This is a genomic window from Thalassomonas actiniarum (assembly GCF_000948975.2).
Lineage (GTDB): Bacteria > Pseudomonadota > Gammaproteobacteria > Enterobacterales > Alteromonadaceae > Thalassomonas > Thalassomonas actiniarum.
The window spans coordinates 313,352-336,728 of sequence record NZ_CP059735.1; the positions used below are offsets into that span (position 1 = coordinate 313,352).

22 protein-coding genes are annotated in these 23,377 nt (G+C 46.4%); 15 read left to right on the forward strand and 7 right to left on the reverse strand.

Annotated features, from left to right (window positions below):
- The first annotated feature begins 7 nt into the window (after positions 1 to 7).
- Positions 8 to 3,601: an ABC transporter permease/M1 family aminopeptidase gene (locus SG35_RS01450; protein WP_044834016.1), complete on the forward strand. Its 3,594-nt coding sequence runs from the start codon at positions 8 to 10 to the stop codon at positions 3,599 to 3,601.
- A 55-nt stretch (positions 3,602 to 3,656) separates the two neighbouring features.
- Here SG35_RS01450 and SG35_RS01455 read toward each other — a convergent pair whose 3' ends face one another.
- From SG35_RS01455 to SG35_RS01470, 4 genes are all read right to left on the reverse strand, one after another.
- Positions 3,657 to 4,571 (reverse strand): tetratricopeptide repeat protein, encoded by a 915-nt coding sequence (locus SG35_RS01455; RefSeq protein WP_053043184.1) that lies wholly within the window; start codon positions 4,569 to 4,571, stop codon positions 3,657 to 3,659.
- Positions 4,572 to 4,738: 167 nt separating this feature from the next.
- Positions 4,739 to 5,896, reverse strand: coding sequence for a hypothetical protein (locus tag SG35_RS01460; RefSeq protein WP_044834018.1), 1,158 nt, complete (start codon positions 5,894 to 5,896; stop codon positions 4,739 to 4,741).
- A gap of 143 nt (positions 5,897 to 6,039) precedes the next feature.
- Positions 6,040 to 6,711, reverse strand: a complete 672-nt coding sequence (locus SG35_RS01465) for a hypothetical protein (RefSeq protein ID WP_044834019.1) — start codon at positions 6,709 to 6,711, stop codon at positions 6,040 to 6,042.
- A 219-nt stretch (positions 6,712 to 6,930) separates the two neighbouring features.
- A complete protein-coding gene (locus SG35_RS01470; RefSeq protein WP_044834020.1) occupies positions 6,931 to 7,122 on the reverse strand; it encodes a hypothetical protein in 192 nt (63 codons plus the stop codon).
- A 263-nt stretch (positions 7,123 to 7,385) separates the two neighbouring features.
- Between SG35_RS01470 and SG35_RS01475 the strand changes: the two genes are divergently transcribed.
- The 9 genes from SG35_RS01475 (at position 7,386) to SG35_RS01515 (ending at position 16,741) form a co-directional block, all read left to right on the forward strand.
- Entirely contained in the window at positions 7,386 to 9,560 is a 2,175-nt protein-coding gene (locus SG35_RS01475) for a winged helix-turn-helix domain-containing protein (protein WP_152646692.1), read from the forward strand.
- 1,072 nt (positions 9,561 to 10,632) lie between these two features.
- The gene (locus SG35_RS01480; RefSeq protein WP_274055318.1) at positions 10,633 to 10,932 is read left to right on the forward strand and encodes a hypothetical protein; all 300 of its coding nucleotides are present in this window, start codon (positions 10,633 to 10,635) and stop codon (positions 10,930 to 10,932) included.
- 46 nt (positions 10,933 to 10,978) lie between these two features.
- On the forward strand, positions 10,979 to 11,674 hold the full coding sequence (locus tag SG35_RS01485) for a helix-turn-helix transcriptional regulator (protein WP_053043186.1): 696 nt from the start codon (positions 10,979 to 10,981) through the stop codon (positions 11,672 to 11,674).
- A 540-nt stretch (positions 11,675 to 12,214) separates the two neighbouring features.
- On the forward strand, positions 12,215 to 12,592 hold the full coding sequence (locus tag SG35_RS01490) for a hypothetical protein (protein WP_044834023.1): 378 nt from the start codon (positions 12,215 to 12,217) through the stop codon (positions 12,590 to 12,592).
- Between the two features lie 82 nt (positions 12,593 to 12,674).
- Positions 12,675 to 13,289, forward strand: coding sequence for a cytochrome c oxidase subunit 3 family protein (locus SG35_RS01495; RefSeq protein ID WP_044834024.1), 615 nt, complete (start codon positions 12,675 to 12,677; stop codon positions 13,287 to 13,289).
- A gap of 10 nt (positions 13,290 to 13,299) precedes the next feature.
- Positions 13,300 to 13,566, forward strand: a complete 267-nt coding sequence (locus tag SG35_RS01500) for a cytochrome C oxidase subunit IV family protein (RefSeq protein ID WP_053043187.1) — start codon at positions 13,300 to 13,302, stop codon at positions 13,564 to 13,566.
- A 79-nt stretch (positions 13,567 to 13,645) separates the two neighbouring features.
- Positions 13,646 to 14,107, forward strand: coding sequence for a hypothetical protein (locus SG35_RS01505; RefSeq protein ID WP_053043188.1), 462 nt, complete (start codon positions 13,646 to 13,648; stop codon positions 14,105 to 14,107).
- 127 nt (positions 14,108 to 14,234) lie between these two features.
- Positions 14,235 to 15,716 carry a glutamate-cysteine ligase family protein gene (locus SG35_RS01510; protein ID WP_044834025.1) on the forward strand — a complete coding sequence of 494 codons (1,482 nt, stop codon included), beginning with the start codon at positions 14,235 to 14,237 and terminating at the stop codon, positions 15,714 to 15,716.
- Positions 15,707 to 16,741, forward strand: coding sequence for a M14 family metallopeptidase (locus tag SG35_RS01515; RefSeq protein WP_044834026.1), 1,035 nt, complete (start codon positions 15,707 to 15,709; stop codon positions 16,739 to 16,741). The genes SG35_RS01510 and SG35_RS01515 overlap by 10 nt, the downstream gene beginning before the upstream one ends.
- A gap of 44 nt (positions 16,742 to 16,785) precedes the next feature.
- On the opposite strand, the gene SG35_RS01520 is transcribed toward SG35_RS01515, so the two are convergent.
- The 3 genes from SG35_RS01520 to SG35_RS01530 all read right to left on the reverse strand — a co-directional run bounded on the left by SG35_RS01520 (position 16,786) and on the right by SG35_RS01530 (position 19,373).
- The gene (locus SG35_RS01520) at positions 16,786 to 18,225 is read right to left on the reverse strand and encodes a sugar porter family MFS transporter (protein WP_084692835.1); all 1,440 of its coding nucleotides are present in this window, start codon (positions 18,223 to 18,225) and stop codon (positions 16,786 to 16,788) included.
- Positions 18,226 to 18,381: 156 nt separating this feature from the next.
- Positions 18,382 to 18,891, reverse strand: a complete 510-nt coding sequence (locus SG35_RS01525; protein ID WP_044834027.1) for a VOC family protein — start codon at positions 18,889 to 18,891, stop codon at positions 18,382 to 18,384.
- Between the two features lie 11 nt (positions 18,892 to 18,902).
- Positions 18,903 to 19,373, reverse strand: a complete 471-nt coding sequence (locus tag SG35_RS01530) for a nuclear transport factor 2 family protein (protein ID WP_236702630.1) — start codon at positions 19,371 to 19,373, stop codon at positions 18,903 to 18,905.
- 242 nt (positions 19,374 to 19,615) lie between these two features.
- Between SG35_RS01530 and SG35_RS01535 the strand changes: the two genes are divergently transcribed.
- The 5 genes from SG35_RS01535 to SG35_RS01555 all read left to right on the forward strand — a co-directional run bounded on the left by SG35_RS01535 (position 19,616) and on the right by SG35_RS01555 (position 23,374).
- On the forward strand, positions 19,616 to 21,634 hold the full coding sequence (locus SG35_RS01535; protein ID WP_044834028.1) for a winged helix-turn-helix domain-containing protein: 2,019 nt from the start codon (positions 19,616 to 19,618) through the stop codon (positions 21,632 to 21,634).
- A gap of 130 nt (positions 21,635 to 21,764) precedes the next feature.
- Positions 21,765 to 21,989: a DUF4177 domain-containing protein gene (locus tag SG35_RS01540; RefSeq protein WP_044834029.1), complete on the forward strand. Its 225-nt coding sequence runs from the start codon at positions 21,765 to 21,767 to the stop codon at positions 21,987 to 21,989.
- A complete protein-coding gene (yidD, locus tag SG35_RS01545) occupies positions 21,982 to 22,206 on the forward strand; it encodes a membrane protein insertion efficiency factor YidD (RefSeq protein ID WP_044834030.1) in 225 nt (74 codons plus the stop codon). Before SG35_RS01540 ends, yidD begins: the two co-directional genes overlap by 8 nt.
- Before the next feature lie 24 nt (positions 22,207 to 22,230).
- Entirely contained in the window at positions 22,231 to 22,611 is a 381-nt protein-coding gene (locus SG35_RS01550; RefSeq protein ID WP_044834031.1) for a TM2 domain-containing protein, read from the forward strand.
- Complete coding sequence (locus SG35_RS01555) at positions 22,583 to 23,374, forward strand: M48 family metallopeptidase (RefSeq protein WP_044834032.1); 792 nt, start codon at positions 22,583 to 22,585, stop codon at positions 23,372 to 23,374. Before SG35_RS01550 ends, SG35_RS01555 begins: the two co-directional genes overlap by 29 nt.
- Positions 23,375 to 23,377 lie beyond the last annotated feature (3 nt).

Genomic DNA, 23,377 nt, shown 5'->3' on the forward strand with positions numbered 1-23,377 from the left:
GCAAGCCATGTTATTGAAAATGTTTGCTTTTGAATGGCGCTATTTTACCCGCCAGCCCTCTTTTTATGTTACCGCTTTAATTTTTTTCCTGCTGACGTTTTTTGCCACCGTCAGTGAAAATGTGCAAATTGGCGGCGGCGGCAATGTGGTCTACAACGGGCCTTTTTCCATTGCCCAAACCCTGTTGATCATGGGGATATTTGCCATGTTTTTGGTGGTGAATTTTGTCGCCAGCACGGCAACCCGTAACGAAAGCAGCCAGATGTCGGAGCTGCTTTACTCTAAACCCATTAACCCGGTGAGTTATCAGTTGGGGCGTTTCCTCGGGGCGTTTGCCGTGGTGCTGACGGTATTTGCTTTTGTGCCGCTGGGCATCTTGCTGGGCTGTTTTATCGGCAGCTTTACCGGCTGGGTTGATCCCGAGCGCTTGGGGCCGACTGTGCTCAGCCATTATTTCAGCGCGTTTTTCTACCTTTCCCTGCCGACCTTACTGGTACTGTCCTGCTTTTTTTATGCGGTGGCGATCCGTTTCCGCTCTATGATGGCGGTGTACCTGGCTGCGGTGGCGGTTTTTATTCTTTATGTTATTGCCGGGCAGTTTGCGTCCGAGCCAGAGTACCGGACATTGGCAGCCCTGCTCGATCCTTTTGCTTCCAATACCTTTATGGAAGTAACCCGCTACTGGACCATGTTTGATAAAAATAACAGTGCGATAGAGTTATCCGGGATTTTATTGCAAAACCGCTTGTTATGGCTGGCGGTGGCTGTGGTGATCATGGCCTTGTTTGGTGGTTTCCGCTCGGGTATACGTTTGCCTAAAGTAAAAGCGGCTAAAAAATCTTCCACACAATCGGGCAGCGATTTCAGCGCTTTGCTTAATAATGATATTTCTTTTAAAAGCGGCGGTATCCAAACCTGGGCACATCTGGCCCTGCGTACTAAATTTGAAATCAAACAGGTGATCTTCAGCGCCCCTTTTGTGGTGCTGATGCTGATGACGGTCTTTTTCCTGGTCACCCCCTTAGTAGATCCAAGCGGCATGTTTGGTACGCCGAACTGGCCGTTAACCCAGATCATGGTAGACCTTATTATCGGCTCTACCCGTTTGTTTATGTTTATCGTGCTGGCCTATTACAGCGCGGAGATTGTCTGGCGTGAACGCAACTCGGGTATGGGGGATATCGTTGATTCCCTGCCGGTGAATAATATCACTTTCTGGCTCTCGAAGATGGTGGCCATTACCTTAGTGGTGGCCCTGTTGTTTGTTTTTGCCATGGCGGTGACTATAGCCAACCAGTTGATACAAGGTTATAGCAACCTGGAGGTTTCCCAATACCTGATACGTTTAGGTTATCTCAATGTATTGCCGCTGATGATGGTGGCAATACTGGCGTTTTTCCTGCAGGTGATCAGCCCGAATAAGTATGTCGGTATGTTATTGTTTGTGCTCTTTATTATCAGCTCTATCGTGCTAAGCAATTTTGGCTTTAGCCATAAGATGTTCCAGTTTGCCGATTCCCCGCAGCTGTTTTATTCGGACATCAATGGTTACGGCGGCTTTTTGGACAGCCATTTCTGGTATATGTTGTATTGGGGCGGCTTCAGCCTGATACTCGCGGCCCTGACCCATGCCTTATGGCACCGGGGGCCGGTACAGCCGCTGAAGGTGCGGATGAAAAATGTCGGTTATTATCTCGGGGCCCCGGGAAAATCAGCCATCGCCATGGGCTTGCTGGTCTTTATCGGCGCCGGTAGCTATATCCACTACAATACCCGGGTGTTAAATGAGTTTGTGATCCAGGACGACAGGGAAGCCTTGCAGGCGGAATATGAAAAGCAGTATGTGCAATATAAAGAGGCCAACATCCCGACCATCACCAAAACTTTTGCCAAGGTGGACATGTATCCGGCACAGCGCAGGATTGAGGCGGAAGCCGAAATCAGCGTCACCAATAGCGGCAATGAACCTATCAGCCGTTTCCTGGTCTCCAAGCCGGAATTCACCGGGGAGTGGGGAGTAGAAATTGCCGGCGGGCATTTAGGTTTGCTGGATGAGACCTTTGATCTTGCCTGGTTCGAATTTGAACAGCCGCTGATGCCGGGCGAAAGCCGTAAGGGTAAACTTTTAGCCCACCGGGCCCATCAAGGTTTTAGTGACGGCAACAATGATTTTACCCTGGTGGAAAACGGCAGCTTTATCAATAACTATGAACTTTTCCCTACCTTTGGTTACCGCCAGGACCAACAGTTAAGCGATCGTCATAAGCGCCGTAAATATGGCCTGGAGCCATTGCAGCGCGCCAATAAGCTTGAAGATACTAACTTCTACAATGAGAGTTTCTTCGGTAAAGGCGTTGGCTTTATCGATTTTGAAGCCAGGGTTTCCACCTCGGCAGATCAGTTCGCCATCGCCCCGGGTTATTTGCAAAGTGAAAAGCTTGAGGGGGATCGCCGCATTTATCACTATAAGATGGATGCCCCTATGGTGAACTTTTACTCGATTATGTCCGCCCGGTTAACGGCGAAAAAGCATGAGTATAAAGGCATTGATATCGAAGTCTATTATCATCCGGACCATGGTATGAACGTCGATACTATGATTACCTCGGTACAGGACAGCATAGATTATTTCACCGGGCACTTCGGCCCGTATCAGCACAGGCAAATGCGTATTATCGAATATCCGGGTTATCGCACCTTTGCCCAGAGTTTTGCCAATACCGTGCCTTATTCGGAGCGCATCGGCTTTATCAGCGACTTGCGCGATGCGGACAATATCGATCCCGCCTATTATGTTACCGCCCATGAAGTGGCCCATCAGTGGTGGGGGCACCAGGTGGGGGCCGCCAATGTTCAGGGCAGCGCCATTATTTCCGAAACCCTGTCGCAATACGGTGCGCTTATGGTGATGGAGAAGAAATACGGTCAGGAAAAAATCCGTAAGTTCTTGAAATATGAACTGGACCGTTATCTACGTGGCCGCAGCGAGGAGTTTCTTGAGGAAATGCCGCTGTTTCGCAGTGAGAGCCAGAGTTATATCCATTACCGCAAGGGCTCGGTGGTGATGATGTCCTTGAAGGACCGCCTGGGGGAACTAAAGTTAAACCGGGCGCTGAAAGGCTTTTTGGCCGAGTTTAAATATCAGAGCAGTCCTTACCCGACCACATTGGATTTGATGGCTTATATTAACCGTGAAGCCAGTGAGCAGGAGCAGGCCTTTGTCAGCAACCTGTTCGAGCATATCAGCCTTTATGATCTGAAAACCACAGATGTTAAGGTGGTGGCTGTGGATGAGGGCAGTGAGGGGGAAAATACGCTGTTTGATGTCACCCTGACCATAGAAGCGGCACTGAAGCAGGCGGACGGCCAGGGCAAAGAAACGGATGTTGAATTCAGCGACCTGGTGGATATCGGCTTGTTTAATGCCGATCCCGAAGATTTAAGTGCACAGGATTATGTACTTTATCTGGCTAAGCACGCCATTAAAACCGGCACCAATGAAATCACCATCCGGGTGAAAGGCAAACCCGAATATGCCGGTGTTGATCCTTTTGTGAAACTGGTAGACAGGGACAGCGCCGATAATATTTATCGCCTGTAATGGCTGTCTGGTTCATCTGCACCCGGCGAAAGCCGGGTCAGATGAATTGAGCTGCTTACTTCAGGGAAAAGTCCACTTGCCTGACTTTGATATTCACTCCTGAGGCAAGCAATTCATCATAGAAATCGACAATATTGCACTCAGGCACCTGCTTGCAGACGATGCCGTATTTTAGCACCCCAGGTTTATGGCTTTGCAGTGCGGCACGTTTAAACCAAAATAATGCCTGACTGAAGTCCTGCTGTACATGCTGGCCGTTTAAATACATCTGTGCCAGATTCACTTGTCCCTCAGCATAACCTAGTTCGGCAGAGGCCTGAAATTGCTCAAACGCCGATTGTAAACTTGTTTCCAGGGCCGTTTGTTTTAGAAAAGCCATACCCGAGTAATTCTGTTTTTTACCGGGAATAAAAGCGCTGCTGTTATAAACCGGTTTTGACGGGCCGACCAGGTTGCCGTCCAGGGTATTTAATACTGGGCGTTTTACCATATAAATAGCGCCGCTGTCTTTCATTGTTGCTAATTCACTGCTGGTGAAATCGTAACGCCTGGTTTCGAAATATTCCGGGTACCTTAAGTGGCCGTAGCGAATACTCTTTTCCATGGCCCGTTGTCTGAGGTAGAAAAAGTTGCCGTAAAGTAAGGTGACTACATCGCCTGTGATATCAACAACTTTTGCCAGGCGATATTTTTCGTTGGGCCGTAATTGTCCGGGAGTAATCCCGGGTAACAGGCGATAATCCAAAAAGTACAAATCATCAATCTTGGGCGAGCTGATATAAGTTTGAGTTTGTTGTGCTTCTAGGTGGTTGTTAAAAACCGTGTTCGCTGCTGTTAATATCAAGCCGGCAACAAGGGTAATACCTAGAAACAGGGGAAGATGGCGTAACCGGGTATTGGCTGATTTTCCCGGGAGAAGTTTGTTAAGGAAGGATGATTTTACCACATTAGCGTTCAATGCTGCATTCATGTCGGCTTTCCCTCAGTGTGTTTTATTTCATGATAAACATGATAAACATGATAAACATGATAAACATGATAATTTATTGTTATTCTTTATTAATATCACTGTTTATCCTCTTGCTCAAGATAAAACGAATCTCTTCGTATTTCTCGGGGTGAGTATCATAAAACTTATTAATAGTTAAAAATGTGGATATTCGGGCTGTCGCTAAGTTTCATGTTGTAAATGAGGGCGAAGCTGCTCGGCGATAAGGCTAATAGTTTGACCAAATAAGATTGAGTATTGACTTGTATCAGTTTGCTAAGTCCCTGCTTTGTTTGCCAGCTCCATAAACTATGGTTGCGCCAGAAGAAAATCTTGTCGCCTGCCAGCTGCAATAATTTGGCAATGTGGTGATTGCCGTCAGGAAAGGACTGGTTGTGCTTCATTAAACTGCCCTCAGGCGCCAGCTCAAGCAGCTGCTGGTGATCACTGCTGCTGTCACCGCTTTGCAGCAACATAAGTCTTCCTTCACCGGTTTTAAAGCAAGGACCATTTGCAGGCCAGTGATTGGTGATATTGTTTTCTGCAGCAAATAAGTAACTGTCGAAGGCGCCATAGCCGCTGGTGCCTAAAATAAAACGTCCGTCGCTTAGCGCCGTGGTATGGTCTAAGGGTTCAGATCTGCTTTGCCAGAGTAACCGGCCGCTGCCCGTATGGATTGCATACCAGGCACCCAGGCCAGTGGTGGCGTAGTCGGCATATGAAACCATCAATATATGATCGGATATCAGCAGTTCCTGAACGCCAGGCAGCCAATAACGCGGCTCTTGCTCTCTTGTCCGGGGCAGATCTTCGGGTAATAGATTCGCAGAGCAAACAAGAATATGTTTTTCATTAACCACAGGGAACCGGGTTTGCCAGATCAAATCGCCGGATAAAGACAGGCACAACAAACGCGGTTGCAAGCCAAATGTCGGGTGTTTTTTCATTTGGAACAGCCGAACAATGATTTCCTGGCGGTCAATTTTGACCTTGCCCAAGCGTTCCTCGGGCTCCAGAGGGACAGCTATTTCGGTAAAACTACCGCCGGTATCTGTGCTGAAAAAGAGGCTGCTGTTGCCGATAAGTACGCAAATATCATCTTTGACATCACCAAAACGGCATGGCTGCGGCAAGCGGGTGCTGAATAACAGATAACGGTCGAGCCGGATCACTATAAAACAATGGTTATCTTCACTATTGATGCTGCACAAGGTTTGCGGATCAAGGCAAAAGGGAGCAGATAATTGCCGCGGTAAAAGATACCGGGTTTCACTGCCGCTATGACCGGGCGTATGCTTATTATTCATATCTTTAATAAGGCCGGTGCTAATAAGATAGCGGATATCAGGGGGCTATGTTGTTATTGCTGGCCGCCTGCATAAGTTGATTATTGATAACGTTACCAAAAATTGCCCGTTTTGGCAGCACTATCAGGGCTTGATGTTTTAAATCAACTTAATAACTGGGCGAGTGTTTTCGGGTGCTCTTTTACCGAGAGGATTAATTTTGATCCCGGCGACATTAACGACAGATCACGGGCCTCATTGAGGCGGATTGAAATTTTTTGCCCTTTGTCTTTAGTAAATGGCCCGAAGATCATTGAGATACGTCCGGTGATGCTTTGTTCGCCGAGTTTGATGGTGACGTCCGCTCCCGCCTTGAGTGGATTTTTAGGATGTTCCTGCAGCCAGAATAAATATTCATCTGAGGAATTGTTGTTTAACAGGTAACCTATAGGTTGGTGTGCCGGAATAATCTTTGACCCTGCCGGCGACTGGAAGTAATAACCGGCTTTTTCTGCACGTAAATAATGGCTTTCGGATTGCTGTTCGCCCAGGTCAACAATACCCAGTTTAGCAACCGCCTGATCTTTATCGACCTGGGTACCTTGGGTGATCAGTTGTTCGTTAATCACTACCTTTTCCTGCATCATCATCGGCTGGTAATTTTCTATGCTGATCTGCACCTTGTAGTCTTGCTTGGGGGTGAGTGTAATAAATTGAATGCCAACGGCTGCAATGAAGGCAATGAAACACAGGGCTAATATGGATTTGCCAATAATGGAGGTTTGTTTGCAAGCGTCTTGATTGGTTTGTTCGCTGAATCTTTTAATAACTGACATAGGGAGAACCTGTTTCTTCTTAAGATATGGTCGATAGTTAAATGGGGTGTTACCAACCCCGGGGCTGAGTCGTTTGTTTGCTATCGGGGGAGAAAAATGCCTCTGGCCCGGTTATGAAACTCTTGATGCCGAAAGTCCCGCCGTTATTAATTATGATGAAATGACATAAATTTAAAACTGTTAGATCTGACAGGTTAATCATCGGCATCTGCACTTGCCTTATATGGTTTCAGCTAAGCAGACCTTGCCGGCAGAGGTTTTATTCCCCCGGTGCAGTTGTGAAAGTGATGACTGTGAATCGATTAATCCGCCCACCATATCGTTTAGCAGTTCTAAGCTGCTAAGTTCAATAAAGCCTTTATTTACTTTGAAGCTGTCCGCCTGGGTGGAAGTTAATTTTGCGTGTTTCATTGATGATTTCCTCTTTCATTTACCGACAAAGGCAACAAGCATTATTGGGCTGTGTTGCTGTCTGTTATGGCAAATAAAGTAAGTGTCCCCATCGAAATCGAGCAATAAATAACCTGTGACTTTTGCGTAACCAGAGTGTGACTTTCTTTATTATCAGTTACTTATAATGACCTCTGGTATCTGAAAACTAATTAGGTTACTATCTTGTTAACAGGAGTAAGCTGTTGCATTAGGAAGTAAGGACGACAGGTCAAGTGATTGTATTGGGTAGTTACAATTTGGATGTAGAGGAAATGACGTTAACCCGGGACGGGGTGGATGTCATACTCGAACCTAAAGTTTTAGCGGTATTACTTTATCTCTATCAGCATCATGATACTTATATTTCAATGGAAGAGTTGCATGAAAAAGTCTGGCAGGGACGAGTGGTTTCTGATGCTGCAGTGCGCCGGACCATAAGTAAGCTACGCCTGTTATTTAAAGACGACCACAAAGTGCCGCGTTATATCAAGTCATTGCCGAAACGGGGCTATAAATTGATTTGTCCTGTTTCGGGTAGCCATAATCAAGGTGATAGCGCAGCGGAAGCGACTGGCGGCAAAGGCGAGCCCCAGGCTCAGCTTGAAGGAGAAGAAATATCAGGCCGGACTGCTGCCGGCGACAAGGCAAATACTCAGATTGCGGATAATCACCAGGCTAACTCAATTCCTGTTGCCGGGACTCAAGCTAAAAAATCGGCAAAGCCGCTTACTTTATCGGCGCTTTTTCTTGTTATCTTATTTTTGGCCGGTTTTATCTATTATTTTACCGGCAATGACTCTGTAACCCCGGAAAAGTCAGCGGTTTCCTCAGAAGTACTCCATTCTCTGCCCGGAGATAAATTAGCCCTGGCACAGTCGCCTAACCGGCAGTATTTTGCTTTTTCCGGACAGGTTAGCGAACATACCGGCTATCAGGTGTATATTAAACGGGAAAACGGACATGATTTTTTGCCTGTTACCCATAATGCCCATGTGCCAATTTCACTGGCTTTTTCAGTAAATAACGATGCGCTGTTTTATTCGGATATGAAAGAAGGCAGCTCGTCATTAAACAGCATAACCCTTAGCGACAGCACAGATTATCAAACGCAGCCCTTGTTGGAAAACTACTTTAAGATAGGCAATATCTTTACCTCTAATGACCCGCAATTGGTTTATTTTTCCGGGCAAAAAAAGGCAAACGAACCCAGATATATTTACCGCTATAACCGCAGCACGCAGCAAACTGTCAGGGTGACATCAAGCACCAATATCAAAGATTTAGACATTAAAGGCACCATCACACCGGACGGTAAATTGATGGCTGTGCTCCGTTATTCTGAATTTGAGAATGCCGATGAAATCAGGATCATCGATTTAGACAGTAAAACTGTTATTTACCGCCGTCAGCAAAGCAATATTGTTTATGATCTGCGTTGGTTTGATAATGAAAATTTACTGATTTTGAATAAAGAACAATTGTTTAAGCTTGATTATAAGCAGGATGCCGCGTTTGCAGTACTGGGGCGGGAGCATAACCTTATTGCTTTGGCGAACGTAGATCAACAGCAAGTATTGGCGGTTTCTACGCAGCAATCGGCACCGAAGAACTTGTTCTTTGAGCAGGAACTGCCTTTTAACGACTGGACTACCCGGAAAATTTACAATGTTGACCCTGATGTCCTTTATATGGCGCATCAGGCCGACGATAAAACAAAGACGATTTTGGTGAATAAGGATAATATTGCCACCCTGGGTAAATTGCATACCGTCAGCAATGAAAGCACGCCTTACATTGAAACTGAATACCATTTGCTTCCCGTTGCCTCGGCTTCATCCGGGTTGCAGGAATTAATTAAAATCAATCATCGTTTTGCCTTGCTTAATACCGAGACCAGCAGTTTGACTTATATCACCTCCGGGGATGATTATGTCGGCGATGCCAGTTTTACTGATGATGAAAGCCATATTTTATTTTCGGTTAAAGGTTATGAACAGTGGGAGGTCTACCGTTATAACATAGCGAGTAAAACTTCCAGTTTGTTGTTGGGCGGTTTTCGTTATATACGCCCCTATGGTGATGATTTTATCCTGGGGACGGCCGAAGGAGAGTTGTTCTGGCATAATGGCCAAACCGGGGAGCAGGTTGCACTTGATAACCAATTATCTACCGAGCCCAATACCCATTGGGATGTTAACGGCAACTTCATTTTTTGGAGTAGCCATGATCTGGTACAAACCGTTTTTTATCAGCTGGATATCAGCGATATCAACAAGCCGGTCAAGCTAAGCAAAACTTTTGATTATAATAAGATCAAGCCTTATTTTTCCGTTAAAAAGGATGGTTCATCCCTGTTATATTCTGTAAGGCAAAAGGGGAAATCTGAGATATTGGCGTTAAGGCTAGATCAAACATAGACATAAAATAATTCTTTGAATTCATAAGGATGTGATAATTCAACGACGACGCAGTTATTGTGAAAGTCCCTGCCGGGCAGGGGGCTGACAATGGCATATTTGCACTGGTTTCAGGAAGAAAATAGTCGTGTTCAAAATAATAATAATAACCTTCAAAGCACTGCTTTTAACCCTTAATCTATTGATCACGCTTCAGGAGTTGGCCTATCTCAGTGAATTTGGCGCTCAAGGGGCCGGGAGGGTTGATCCCTTCTACCTTTGCACCGATAGCCCGACAAGATGTGAAAGAAAAATATAAACCTGGAGTTTGTTTATTTTTGCCCTAAGTGTTTATTTCGGCGGTCAAGGCTTGATGCTAAAAGGCTGGGACCGCAGCCGGTAAGTGCGCCTGCCAGATATGATCTAAGCCGCAGTAAATCTTACATCGAATATTTTTTAAAGCTCCTCATCTGTAACTATTGCCTGCTGAGCTGTTACCGATTGAATATGCCAGTCTGCACCGGCATCGGGCGGCAAGTCTTTTTTAATTGGTTAAGAGGCTAAGCCATAAAGCTAAGGCTATTGCCTGGCTGCACTACCGCTCCTTCTTTTATTTTTCCTGCCATTAATCCTTTTTCTAAACGGGAATGAATTTTTATGGCCGTTATTGTTATCCCGGCTGAAGAATTTTTTATTGGCTAAGGCATGACTTGATGATTTTTTCTTCAAATAGGTTTGTTGCCTGCAGTTTACTTTGAACATGCGTGCAGTAAAACGCCATAAAGTCATGTTAAAGCTGCAGGGCAGGAGTAATGCAAACATTTCAGTGCTTGACAGTAAGCCCGGGTTCAAGAAAAAAAGCATTTTTTCGCAATTATGCTTTGTTAGCTGAAAGTTAATGGCTTCTTGTATCTATATGATTGCTAAGGTGTTTTTGTTGTGACTTTTCTGTAACCAAAGGAAGTTATGGGAAGATTATAAGGAAATAACTGCTAAATCACGGCGCCATTATTGGTGAATGGCCTGGTTACTTGCAAATTGGAGTTGCTTTGAAACAACGCCGATTTGGCACCAATAACTGGAAGAAACAGTCGTGATGAAAACAATAAAAACAACATTAAAAACATTCACTTTATCTTTTGCTTTATTAGCAGCCAGCGGGCAGTCAGCCGTAGCCAATGAAAATATCAGTCAAGAGTTAGCGAACATCTCCAGTAACTTTGTTTGTACGGACAGCCCGACAAGATGTGAAATTCAGCTTCAGGAGCAGTTAGCCGCTGCAGCCGCTGCTGCTGAATATAGCAGCCAGGAATCTGAGACATTTCCCAACCAGGAGTCTGCGACTCAGTCCAGTGCCTTTATCTGTGCGGACAGCCCGACCAGATGTGAATAGGGCTACAACCCTCTGGCTTGAGTATTAAAGAGAAAAAGGCAATAGCATGAAACATATAGAGCAAATGATCGAGAAAATTGAGTCAATCGATTCCAAAAAAGGTTTAAACGACTTTTTTCAGGAAGTCGGGAAAACTTTTCATTATGCCTGGTCAGGCCTTGTGATATTTGAACCTAGCTCCAGTAAACATTTTATCCCGAAGTTTTTTGGTGATGTTCCTGCCGGGCTACGTACTTTTATTAGTCAGGATGACAACATCAAGCGCTATTGCCTTAATGAAAGCAAGCCGGTTGATTATCGAAAGCTCTTGCTGGAAAAAAAGGCTCTAATACCATCGAATGAGACGGAGGGGGTTTTTTCCCGGGAGGAATGTCAGCTGGTTGTCCCGGTGAATGGATCAGGCAGTGAATTTGCCTGTTTGATCTTCTCTATGCCACAGCAGCTGATGGAAGAAGAAATATTAGAAAAACTCGGTTGGTACTGGGTGATGTTGTCCCCTTTTATCTATTCAAGGTATCGAAAAAAGGTGATGGAGCAGGGGACCAAGATGACCAAAAGAGAGCTGGAATGTATCAAATGGGCGTCTGAAGGGAAAACCTCATGGGAAATCAGTCAGTTGCTTACCATTAGCCAAAGGACGGTTGATTTTCATCTGGCTAATTGTATTACTAAAACCGACAGCATTAATCGCCAGCAGGCGGTGGTGAAGTGTATTTTACATGGCCATTTACTGGCGGTTTAAATCCTTCTGAAAGTTTAATGGATAATTACCGCCGCTTGACCTTATTGTGCCAGTAGTGCCTTTAACTTGGCCATGATGTCACGGTACATTCGGCGGTTTCCCCTTGTCAGCAATGCTATCTAACAGCTCAGCCGGGCTTGGTCGAACTTAAAGCTCTGGTTGACGATCTCCACTTGTGCGTGCCCCTGCCTGTTAACAAGCAGAATTTCCTCGCGGCTAATGCCGGTTTTCACAAGTTCTGCAACCGAACTTATAGTAACCTTATGTTTATAAATGAGTTTACCTTATGCTGCCTTAAACCCGGATCTAAGATCGCTAGATTAAGATAAACAGTTATTTAGGAGGTGTCATAAATACACTGAGTTGTTTAGCAGACAGTTAAGTGTTAATTAGACACTTTGTTCAACGATAAAAATTTTAGCTGTTCAGCATGCTTTTCTTGTTATCTGATTGTTTCTTAATGTATTTGTTTTTGTGGTTCACTTGTTGCTATTCATCTAGAGAAATTACAGATTATTTGATCGATTGAGGGTAACCAAGATGAAAAGCAAAATATTAATACTGACCGGCTTATTGGCGTTGACTGCACCTGTACAGGCGGATGAAATTGTTGAAGCCGTGCCTGATAACACCCTGGGCCAGGCTGTGGGCGGCTGGAGTTCCTTTTTGATCGGCGGGGCCGTCGGCGGTCCGATAGGCGCAATCGTTGGCGGTATTGCCGGAGCCTGGACCGGGGGCAATATCCAGCAGGCAGCAGACAAGAGTGAAAACGGTTACCTGGTGAAGACAGAGGATGGCAGCACGCAATATATACGCTCTCCTAACCAGGCTTTTGCTGTGGGTGATCAGGTAAAAGTGACCGGAATTCGCATCATTGCTGATGAAAATCAAAGTAGGCAAACGAAAAATGCTGAATAATAGCCATCTGCGGTTATGAACCCCGGCAGACTTGCTAGTGGATAGCGCCGGTTCTTATTTGATTTCACAAAAGGCTATATCAATGACAACTTGCCTGACGACAAAGGAAATAGCGGTCGATACCCAGGTAAAACCGGCCGAACAACCCCGCTTGCCGGGGGATCTGGCAATGTGGTTTTTTATCCTGATGGAACTGACGGTTTTTGCGATCTTCTTTATCGGTTTTGCCGTGGCAGAGCGCCTTAATCCCCAGTTATTTACCAGCGGCAGGGAAAGCTTGCACGTCTGGGTAGGTCTGGTTTGTACCTTGGCTCTAGTGATCAGCAGTTATTTTGTCGCCCTGGCCGTGGTCAGGGTGAGGGAAAACAATAACCCGGCGGCAAAAAAGCTGCTGTTAATGGCGTTATTGTTTGCCTGTGTTTATCTGGCGGTCAAACTTTGGGAATACCGACAGTTAATCGGGCTGGGATATGACTTGTCGACCAATACCTTTTATACCCTGTATTTTTTTACCACAGCCTTTCATTTCATGCATGTGCTGCTGGGCATGATTATTTTAGGTTATATGGCGGTCAAAACCGGGAAAAATGTTTATTCGCGGCAAAACTGCCAAGGCTTTGAAGCCGGCGGTGCTTACTGGCATATGGTGGATCTGGTGTGGATACTGTTATTTTTTCTTGTTTATGTCGTTCATTAAGGGGAGCTTGATGTTGTCAAAATTCACCGAAGCCACCGGGATACATATCTCGGCAAGTTTGCTGCTGATATTAACCCTGCTGAGTATTGGCCTGAGTCGCTATTATCCGGCCTCCTGGTGGTTGACCGTTATTTTGGTATTGTTAACCGTCGTCAAGGGGCAGCAGATCACCGATGTCTTTATGGAATTAAGGCATGCCCCGGCTAACTGGCGACTTTTCCTGCTTGCCTATGCTGTGGTTATCCCGATTCTATTGGGGGCTATCCTATACCTGTAAGCAAGACATTTACTTTATTTTACTTTGCTTTAGCCAATTTTGTTGTATTTTAATTACAGAAAAAACTTAAGGAAAAAGGATGATGAAACCGAGTTTATTGCCATTGATATCTGCCGCCATGTTCTCACTTGTATTGTCTGTCGCACCGTCCGCTTTGGCGGCGGAACATTCCCATCACCATGAAGAATCAACCATGACCTTAGATCAAGGCAAGAAGTGGCCGATTGATGAAAGTTTGCATACCGGGATGGCCGGGATCAAAAAGCTGATGTCGGTCGCTATCGGTGATATTCATCACCATAAATTTACCGCTGAGAAATACCGGAACCTGGCGGATGAGCTGCAGGGACAGCTGGATTTTATTTTTAAAAACTGCAACTTGCCTCCTGCTGCCGATGGCCAGTTGCATATTCTGCTTTCCGGCATGCTCCGGGGCGTCGAACAAATGAAGGCTCATGAGAACGCACGCGGCGGAGCAATCAAGATCATGAAGGCATTACACGCTTATCCTGAGTATTTTGCCGACGGCAACTGGCAATAAGCTGTTCTAGCGGAGCTCATGCTTTAGTTGAATTTGTTGACTGTTTTTTGAGCAAGGTCAAGTTGGTCTTTCCTATACTTGTGGCATTCTATAATTATGATAGTGGTTGCCAAGAGTACAGGATGTTATGGGACGCAATATAGATCAGCAGGAATATTCACCACAGGATTATTTCATTTTTCAACAGGCGCTCTACCGGCAGCTGGAGCAGCTTAAGGAGCTGATGAAACAGCCGTCTTTTGGCGACGGGGCGCTCAGCTTGGGGGCCGAGTTGGAAATGTACCTGGTGGACGATGAGGCCCAGGTCAGTTTAAGCAACCAGTTGTTATTAAAAGAACTGGGCGATCCGCAGTTCCAGCATGAACTTAACCAATATAATCTTGAACTTAACCTGAATGCGGTTCGGCAAAAAGGCAAACCTTTTACTGCGCTGCGACAGGAAATCCTCAGTAAAACCGGCTACCTGGAAAAAGTTGCCGCTCGCCACGGCATTAATATTGTACCTGTGGGTATATTGCCCACCCTCAGAGCCGAACATCTCAATACTGCTTATATGACGGATGTGCCCCGTTACCATTGCCTGTCCAGACACTTGTATCAACAGCGGGGGGAGAATTTCAGGGTTAATATCAATGGCGAAGAGCCGGTATCGGTTAACTTTGCCGACATTGGCTCGGAAGGGGCCAATACCTCTTTCCAGGTACATTTAATGACCCCCAAAGACAGTTTTGTCCGCATCTTTAATGCCGCGCAGCTCACCTCTCCCCTGGTGACCGCCATTGCCGGCAATTCCGGAATTTTCTTGGGCAATCGCTTATGGGATGAAACCCGGATCGCACTGTTTAAACAGTCTATCGATATTAGATTGGCGGATGCTTTCCAGTGGCAGCAGCCATCCCGGGTGAATTTTGGCCATGGCTGGCTGCGCACCAGTGCCTGGGAGCTTTTTGCGGAAGCGGTTTCCCTTTATCCCGTGATTTTGCCCTATATGAAGGCTGAAAGCGGCGAGGGAAAAGTGCCGGAGCTGGCGGAATTGTCCATGCATATGGGCACCATCTGGCCCTGGCACCGGCCGGTATTTTCCAACCAGGGCAATGGTCATATCCGTATCGAGTTTCGGGCGATCCCCGCCGGTCCCACCAGCTTAGATATGCTGGCCAATGCCGCCTTTGCCATAGGTCTGGCTTGTGGACTGGGGTTAAACGGCGAGATAGATGATTTGATTTCCTTTATCCCGTTTCGTTTTGCCGAATATAATTTTTACCGGGCGGCGCAGCACGGCCTTGATGCCAGGGTTTTGTGGCCGTTGAATAATCGCTATCACCCGGAAGAAGTCGCCATTATCGATGTGATCAGGCAAATGCTGCCGCTGGCGGAAAAAGGTTTGTTGGCACTGGAAATAGCGCCGGATGAAATCAGCTTTTTTATTAATATTATCCGGCAAAGGCTGGCAGAAAAGGTCACCGGCGCCGTATGGCAAAAAAATACCCTGCGGGCACTGGAGCGGGATTTTGATAAAGATCTTGCCTGCCAGAAACTGGTGCAATTATATATCGAACATAGCCGAAGTTGTCGTCCGGTAGCAACCTGGGAGCGCATATGGCAATAGTGTTCAACGAAATCGGCTATTTTAAGGATCCTTCTCCCGGTTCTTTACCGCCGGACTATCAGGAGTTTTTATTATCCCTGGCGGGGCCGACGGTAATTGATATTTCCGGGCAAGATACCAGCCGGTGCCGGGTGATCACCAGCTTATTACACGGCAACGAGCCATCGGGTTTGATCGCCATCCACCGCTGGCTGACCTCGGCTGATAAGCTGGTGAAACCGATCACCAATATCCGTTTTATTCTCGGCTCACCCGAAGCCGCCAGCTTGGCTCCGCTGCTCAGCCACAGGTATCTGCCCGGCGGTAAAGATCTTAACCGTTGTTTCGGCAGCGGGAAAAATAGCGGTTATTACCTCAGGGCCAACTTGATTGCTGACGCTATCAGTCAGGTCTCTCCCGAAATTGTCGTCGATTTACACAATACCTCGGGTTCGGGACCCGCTTTTGCCGTTTGCCATGGCATCACCGCCAATGTGCTGTCGTTATCGTCATTTTTTTGTGAAACCATTATTTTATCTGCTATTCGCCTCGGGGCGCTGTTGGAGCAGGATTTCTCCTGTCCTACCATCACGGTGGAATGCGGCGGTTGCAACGACGAGTTTGCCCATGAACTTGCCTATGAAGGTATTTGCCATATTTTAGCCTGTGAAACGACCCGCTATTTTCATCAGGAAAGAGAGGTGGAAGTCGTGTATCAACCCCACAGGTTAAGGCTCAGGGAAGATATTAACTTATCCTATGGCGGGCAAAATTCAGGTTTTCACGGGGTAACACTCAAAGCCGATATCGAGCAATATAATTTCACCGGCGCCCGCAAGGGAGAGGTGTTGGGCTGGCTGGATCATAACCGGCTGAATAATTTACAGTTAACGGACGAACACGGGACAGATATTATCGGCGAGTACTTTTGCGTATCCGGGCACCGGTTGCTGTGCGCGGCCGATATGCGGATTTTTATGGCTACCACCATCAAAGATATCGCCATTAACGACTGTTTGTTTTATGTGATTAAAACCGGACACTAGCCAACAGGTTTTTCGGTAGTTGGCCAGTGTCTTTAATAGAGCAATTACATGGCTTCCAGAGATTTCCCCCGGGTTTCTTTGATATATTTCACCACAAAGAAGATGCTGATAAAGGCGGAAAGGGCATATACACCATAGGCGCCCGATAAGCCGACATTACCCAGTAAAATCGGGAAGGTCATGGTAATGGCGAAGTTGGCCAGCCACTGGGCGCCCGCCGCCACCGCCAGTGCCGCGCCGCGGATACGGTTGTTAAAAATTTCCCCCAATAATACCCATACTACGGGCCCCCAGCTCAAGCCGAAAAACACCACAAACAAATTGGCCATGATTAAGGCCAGGATTCCCATGTCTTCGCTTAAGGCAAGTTTCCCCGCCTGGTCAAAACCGCTGGTAGCAAAGATATAGGTCAGCGCCGCCAGGCTGATGAACATGCCCAGGCTGCCGATGAGCAACAAGGGTTTGCGGCCGAGTTTGTCGATCAGGGCAATGGCAATAAAGGTGGAGATGATATTGGTGGTACCGGTCAGAACATTGATAAACAGGGACTGGGATTCGTCAAAGCCCGCCGCCTGCCAAAGCTCGGCGCCGTAATAAAAGACCACATTGATACCGACAAATTGCTGAAATACCGATAAGGCTATCCCCACCCAGATAATGGGGTGAATTTTTTTCTGCCCTTCAAGGAAGAGATCTTTTAATCCGGGTTTATGATCGCCGTGCAGGGATTGTTTTACCTGGTCGACTTGTCTGTTTTCAGCGCCTTTGCTGATGCGTTTAAATATGCTTCTGGCTTGTTCGGTTTTTCCTTGGGCCACTAAATAGCGGGGGGACTCGGGAATAAAAATAATACCGGTTAAAAACAGCAAAGAGGGGATAAGCTCTACCCAGAACATCCAGCGCCAGGCGGGCAGTTCCAGCAGAAAATTTGCTTCGGCGCCGCCGGCGGTGACGGCAATCAGGTAGTTGCTTAAAAAGGCAACAAACAAACCTAATACGATTGCCAGTTGCTGCAGGGTTGCCAGGCGTCCGCGTAAAGCCGGCGGGGCAACTTCGGCAATATAGGCGGGTGCCAGCACAGAAGCGGCGCCTATACCCAGGCCGCCAAGCAGGCGGTAAAAGATAAATTCTGCGGAAGAGGCAGAGATGCCGGAGCCGAAGGCGCTGACGGCAAAGATGATGGCAGTGATTATCATCACGGGTTTGCGGCCAAAGCGGTCTGACAGCGGTCCTGCCATCAGGGCGCCGATGGCGCAGCCTAAGAGCATGGAGGCAACATTAAAACCTGTGGTGACGTCATTGGAATTAAAGGCATTGCCTAAGGCGGTGACCGTGCCGTTGATCACACCCGAGTCGAAACCAAAGAGAAAGCCGCCGATTGCCGCCACCGAAGAAATAAATAAGACATATAAAACCGAGCTTGGATTTTCTTCAGTTACCGGCAAGGTGCTGGCGGTATTATCAGAAGAGACTTGCGTGGTCATTAAGCTATTCCATGTTGTTATTTTTTGCCCAATGACTATACACCATAAAAAGACAAAAGCGGGGAAAAAACCGGTGAATAGGTATGCATCGGTTTTTTACAGGGAATTAGTACGGAAGTGGCTTTTACTTGTGTGCTTGCCGGGGTTTCCTTTGCTTTAGTCGGGCGAAATGATCTCAAACATATTGCCTTCGGGGTCAACGACCAATAATAAGCCTGCCGCCAGGTTAGTATCCTGAAATATTCTCGGTGCTTTGATGCCGTGTTGTTGCAGGCAGGTTTGCAGCTGAGGTAACTTGGCCCGGGTAAAAAAGCCGAACTTCATTATACCGGGCTTATCCGGTATTTTTTCTGCGGCTTCGGTGAGTGCTTTTTTGTTAAACACCTCGACCACGAAATGTCCCCGTTTCATTAATATTCCTTTGGTATTGCCGTCGGGAAAAGTAAAAGTTTTGACCGTCTCCAGTTGGAACACTTGTTGGTACCAGGCGGCCAGCTCACTGTCAAAGCCGCTATCAAAAGCGATAAAACTTTCCGGCAAGGAAATATCGTCAAAACAGCCGGTGTTTTTCCCCGCCTTACCGGCAGAGTGGGCTGCTGCCTGGCTCAGGGCTGAAAAGCCGAATAAAGCCGACAGGATAAGAGGTTTTAGCTTAACCTTTTTCATGGTGTGTCCCGTTATTGATGCTTGCTGATATCATGGTATTGCCATAAGACATTGAGGATTTTCCATTGCCCCTGAGCTGTTTTTACCAGGTGCATATAGTCAATCCAGTCATCGGCGCTGAGTTTCACCGAAGCAACACGCTGATCGATATCGAGTATCGTTATTTCCACCCTGGGGTTTTCCGGAAACTTATCTCCGCTCTTGTTATAGCTTTCGGCGACTTTTAACATGGTCTCCCGGCTGGTTTCCATGATAAATTCCTGCTGCTTGCCTTTACCCCAGTAGGTTCTTTTAGCGAGTACCGGATGCAGGGCCCCCGCCATTAATTCTTTTGAGCTGATATGCTGTGAAACGATATAACTTCGGGCTGCCTCTGTTATTGCCTGCTTGTCAGTCAGCATAAGCTCTTTATCCGGCAGGGGAGTTGCCGCCAGGGCAAAGGAGGCCATGATAAAAAGTCCGGCGCTATATATAAATTTCATCTTGTTTCCTTAATCATTATTGATTTTTTAATTGAGCTGTTGGCAAAATTTCGCGCTCCGGGATTGTTTTAGGAAGAGAGCGCGCCTGGTTTAAAAATATGCCGATATTTAATCACCTTTTGTGCTGAATTTTTCTGAAGGTTTTCTGAAATAACCTTTCTAAAGCTGATTTTCATTGACTTAAAGCTGAAAAAGGTTATGTTCAGCTTTTATCTTATTTGCCCGCTTTATGTTGAACTTTGATGTCTGCTGCCGTTAAAAAATACCGCTTTTTACACTGGGAATTTGATTGTCTGCAGGACAGTCTCAGGCATATTGACGAGCAGGCGAGTCAGAAGCTCGAACCCCAGGTAGCGGCACTATTGCTGCTGCTGATCGAGAACCGGGAAAAGGTTTTGTCCAAAGAGGAATTGAGCCGGGCCTTATGGCCGGATACGGTTGTGGAAGAAAACAGTGTCTATCAGCTGCTGACCAAATTACGTAAAGTGCTCAGGGATCCGCCGAAGCAGGCACAGATCATTAAAACCTTCCCGAAAAAAGGTTATCGCCTTATTTGCGAGGTAAAGAGTTGTGAGGTAGAAAGGTTCGAGGTAGAGGAAGGTGAGGCGACAAGCTACGAAGAAAAAAATGTTCAGGAGCCTGTTAGATCAAAGCAGGAAAAGCGCCTTCGCTTGACCTTGATCACGGTTTTTTTCCTGTTATCGGGCTTTACCGCTATCGCCTATTTCTCCACTCAATCACCGCAAGAAATGCCTGTCAGTTACGCCTCGGTAGAGCTGACTACTGCTCTCGGGCTGGAGAGCTGGCCTTCCCCTAATCCCTCTGATGGGAGTATCGTTTATATCAAAGATGCCCATCAGCTGTGGCGTAAAAGAAAAAATACCGATGCACAGCTGATATTCGAAAGCCCGGACCGGCTGTTCTACCCGGCCTGGTCAATAAAAGGGGACAGCATAGCCTTGTGGCAGTTAAAAGATAGCAGCTGTTTATTAACTGTTAAGGATGAACAGGGCAATGACATCACCCGCGCTCCCCTGGTGGAGTGTGACTATGTCGGGCGCTTGCTCTGGCTTGATGACAAGCGCTTGGTTGCGCTTTATCGAACGGCCGGGGTGTACCGGGCATTTCAGTATGATGTGTCCGGGCAGGTTTTTACCGAAATACCGCTGGAACTTGATAAGGGAGAGCGGTTGAAAACCGCCGTGAAAGCCTGGCAGGACAAGGTTTTTTATATCACCATAGACGCCAACTATCACAGCCGTTTAATCGATAAATCCGGCACGGCTTATTTAAGCTGGGATTACCCGTTGAAGTTTGCCGCTTTCGACAGGAAAAACCAGAAATTATTGATTAATGATAAATCCAAACACCAGGGGTTGAGTAGTGTCACGCTTGATGGCCATCAGCAAAATATTGCCGAAACCGCCCGGGGCATTTTTTCTGCCATCGCCGCCGATCACCGGGGGAACCTGTATGCGACAGTGGAGAACTGGCAGGTCAATATCCGGGATAAAGATAACCTGCCGGTCTTTTCCAGCACCAGCCTGGATTATCTGCCGGTGAGTAATGCCCTGGGGGAAACCGCCTTTATGTCTCGCCGTGGCGGTTTTTGTCAGATTTACCTGCATGAAGACGGTAAAGTAAAGCAGCTATCACAATTTACTAATTATGATACGGTAAAGTTTGTCCGCTGGAGCCCGGATTTAAGCCTGATTTTAACCAACCGCGATGACAGTGCCTATGTTTATAACCGTAACGGCCTGGTGAACAGTTTTGACCTGGTGACCCCTCATTTACCCGTCAGTTTCGGCTGGCTCAGCAAAGATAAAATTTTTAGTTTTGACGGCGACTACCTCAGGTATTATCAGTTATCGGGGCAAAAAGTTGCTGAATTTCAAATTGATGCTGACAATTTATTTTACCAGGCGGGTCAACAAAGGTGGTGGCTGTTTAAGAACAATCGCTTATATTCGGTTGACGGCGAGTTATTAAATGCGGCGCAATTGACCGGGCAGGTGTCACTGAGCGGGCAGCAAGGCAGTAAAATTTCCGATATCCGCATGGTGGGCGACCGCATGTACTGGAAAAGCCGTTATGACCACCAGGATTTTATCTGGCAATATCACCCTAATGATTTAACACCTAAGCTGATCAAGCGTGGCAGGTTTATCTGGAATTATGATGTTAATGCCAGTTTCGAGTTATCGATTGCGGTAAAAGAGCATATCGAAGGCAATATCCGCTTTTATAAAAGTCCATAATATTGCCTCGGTGAAATGCCGTGTAATTGACAAAAACCTTGTTATTCTATTTAATTGCTAACACTTTGAAGTTAATTGAAATATTGCTTTAAGGTGTTGTCCATTTATTTTTAAAAAGGTGATGTTCTGGATGTCTAATTACGACGAATTTAAAGTTATACATATAGTTGAAGGCGGCTGCGGTACCTTATTGTTAGGAGCCAGCGGACTTCCGATCAAAAAAATAGAATCAACCTTAAATGAAGAAGCTGCCGACGGTTGGCAGGTAGTATTTCAGGTTATCGAGAAAAAACGCTTTTTGCTGTTCTGGACCCGGGAAGCCTTGCTGGTCACTTTAGGCCGTAAACTTGGTTAAAGGCCTGGCTTTAGCTGCCATCCGAAAATATCAGCGCGGTGGCGGCTCTCTCAAATATTTTAATCTTGAATGTAATTTTGAACCTTCATGCTCAGAATACACCTATCAGGCGATCGACAAATATGGCCTGGTTAAGGGAGTAAAGCTGGGTTGGAACAGAATTACCCGATGTAACGATCCCGATTGCGTTAAAAAGCACCAGGATCCTTTGTTGTAAATCGACAGTTATAAAGAGGTGATTATGAATATGGATGAACTCAAGCAAGAAGAGGACGCCCTCAGAGAAAGGGTCACAGCATTACCGGCAGAAAAACGCAAAGCCTATTACGCCCTGGAAAAAAAACGTATCAAAGATCCCGACAACTATGCGGTATTGAATTACTTTTTTGTTGCCGGTTTGCATCATTTCTACCTGGGGAAAACCCTGTTTGGTTTTTTAAACCTGCTCGGTATGCTTATCGGCCTGCTTTTCATCGAGACTTTCGGAATCTTCATTTTTTTAGCGATTATCGTCATCGAATTGCCGCAATTATTTAGAAGCCAGCGCATTGTCTACCAGTACAACAATAATGTTATGAGGCAAACACTCGAAGATGTCGAATCCAAGCCCCTGGCCAGTTAAAGACACAAAAAAACAGCAGCCATGGCTACTTATTGCCCTGGCGGTGCTGCTGGTGTGTGCGGTTGCCGGTTATAAACTCTATAGCTCAATTATCCCTATGTCTGCGCAATATCTGGCGGAAAAAATCCCGCAGACAATTTATCAGCAAATAGGTGAGCATGGGCTGAAATCCATGGATGAATCGACTTTTTCAGCTTCTGAGCTGTCTGCTGAGAAAAAACAGCAGGTTAGCGAGTTATTCAGCTCCGTTGTTGAAAGGTTGCAGCTGGAGCCTGAATCGTATCAGCTGGAATTTCGCAGCTGGGAAGAGACGGCCAATGCCTTTGCCTTGCCCGGCGGGACTATTATTCTCACCGACGTTTTGGTTGAAAAAATGCAGAATAATGAACAGCTAACTGCCATTATCCTGCATGAAGTCGGCCATATAAAACAAAACCATAACATGCAAAACATGATACGGACCTCTTTGTTTTATATTAGCTTGTCGGTTATTTTCGGCGACTTAAGCCTGGTGGCGGATCTCTTGATTGAAGCCTCGGTGATGGGGGTGAACCTGAGCTATTCCCGGGCATTTGAAAATGAAGCCGATGCCTTTTCGGCCTCAAGCATGCGCACCCTTTATGGTGATGTTTCTGCGTTGAAACAGGCGATGGAATTGCTGCATGAGGATAGCGGACAGGAAGACAGCGAGCAGGAAAATAGCTGGCTGAGCACTCACCCGGGTTTGGCTGAACGGTTGCAGACCATCAGTGCCTTTGATTGATGT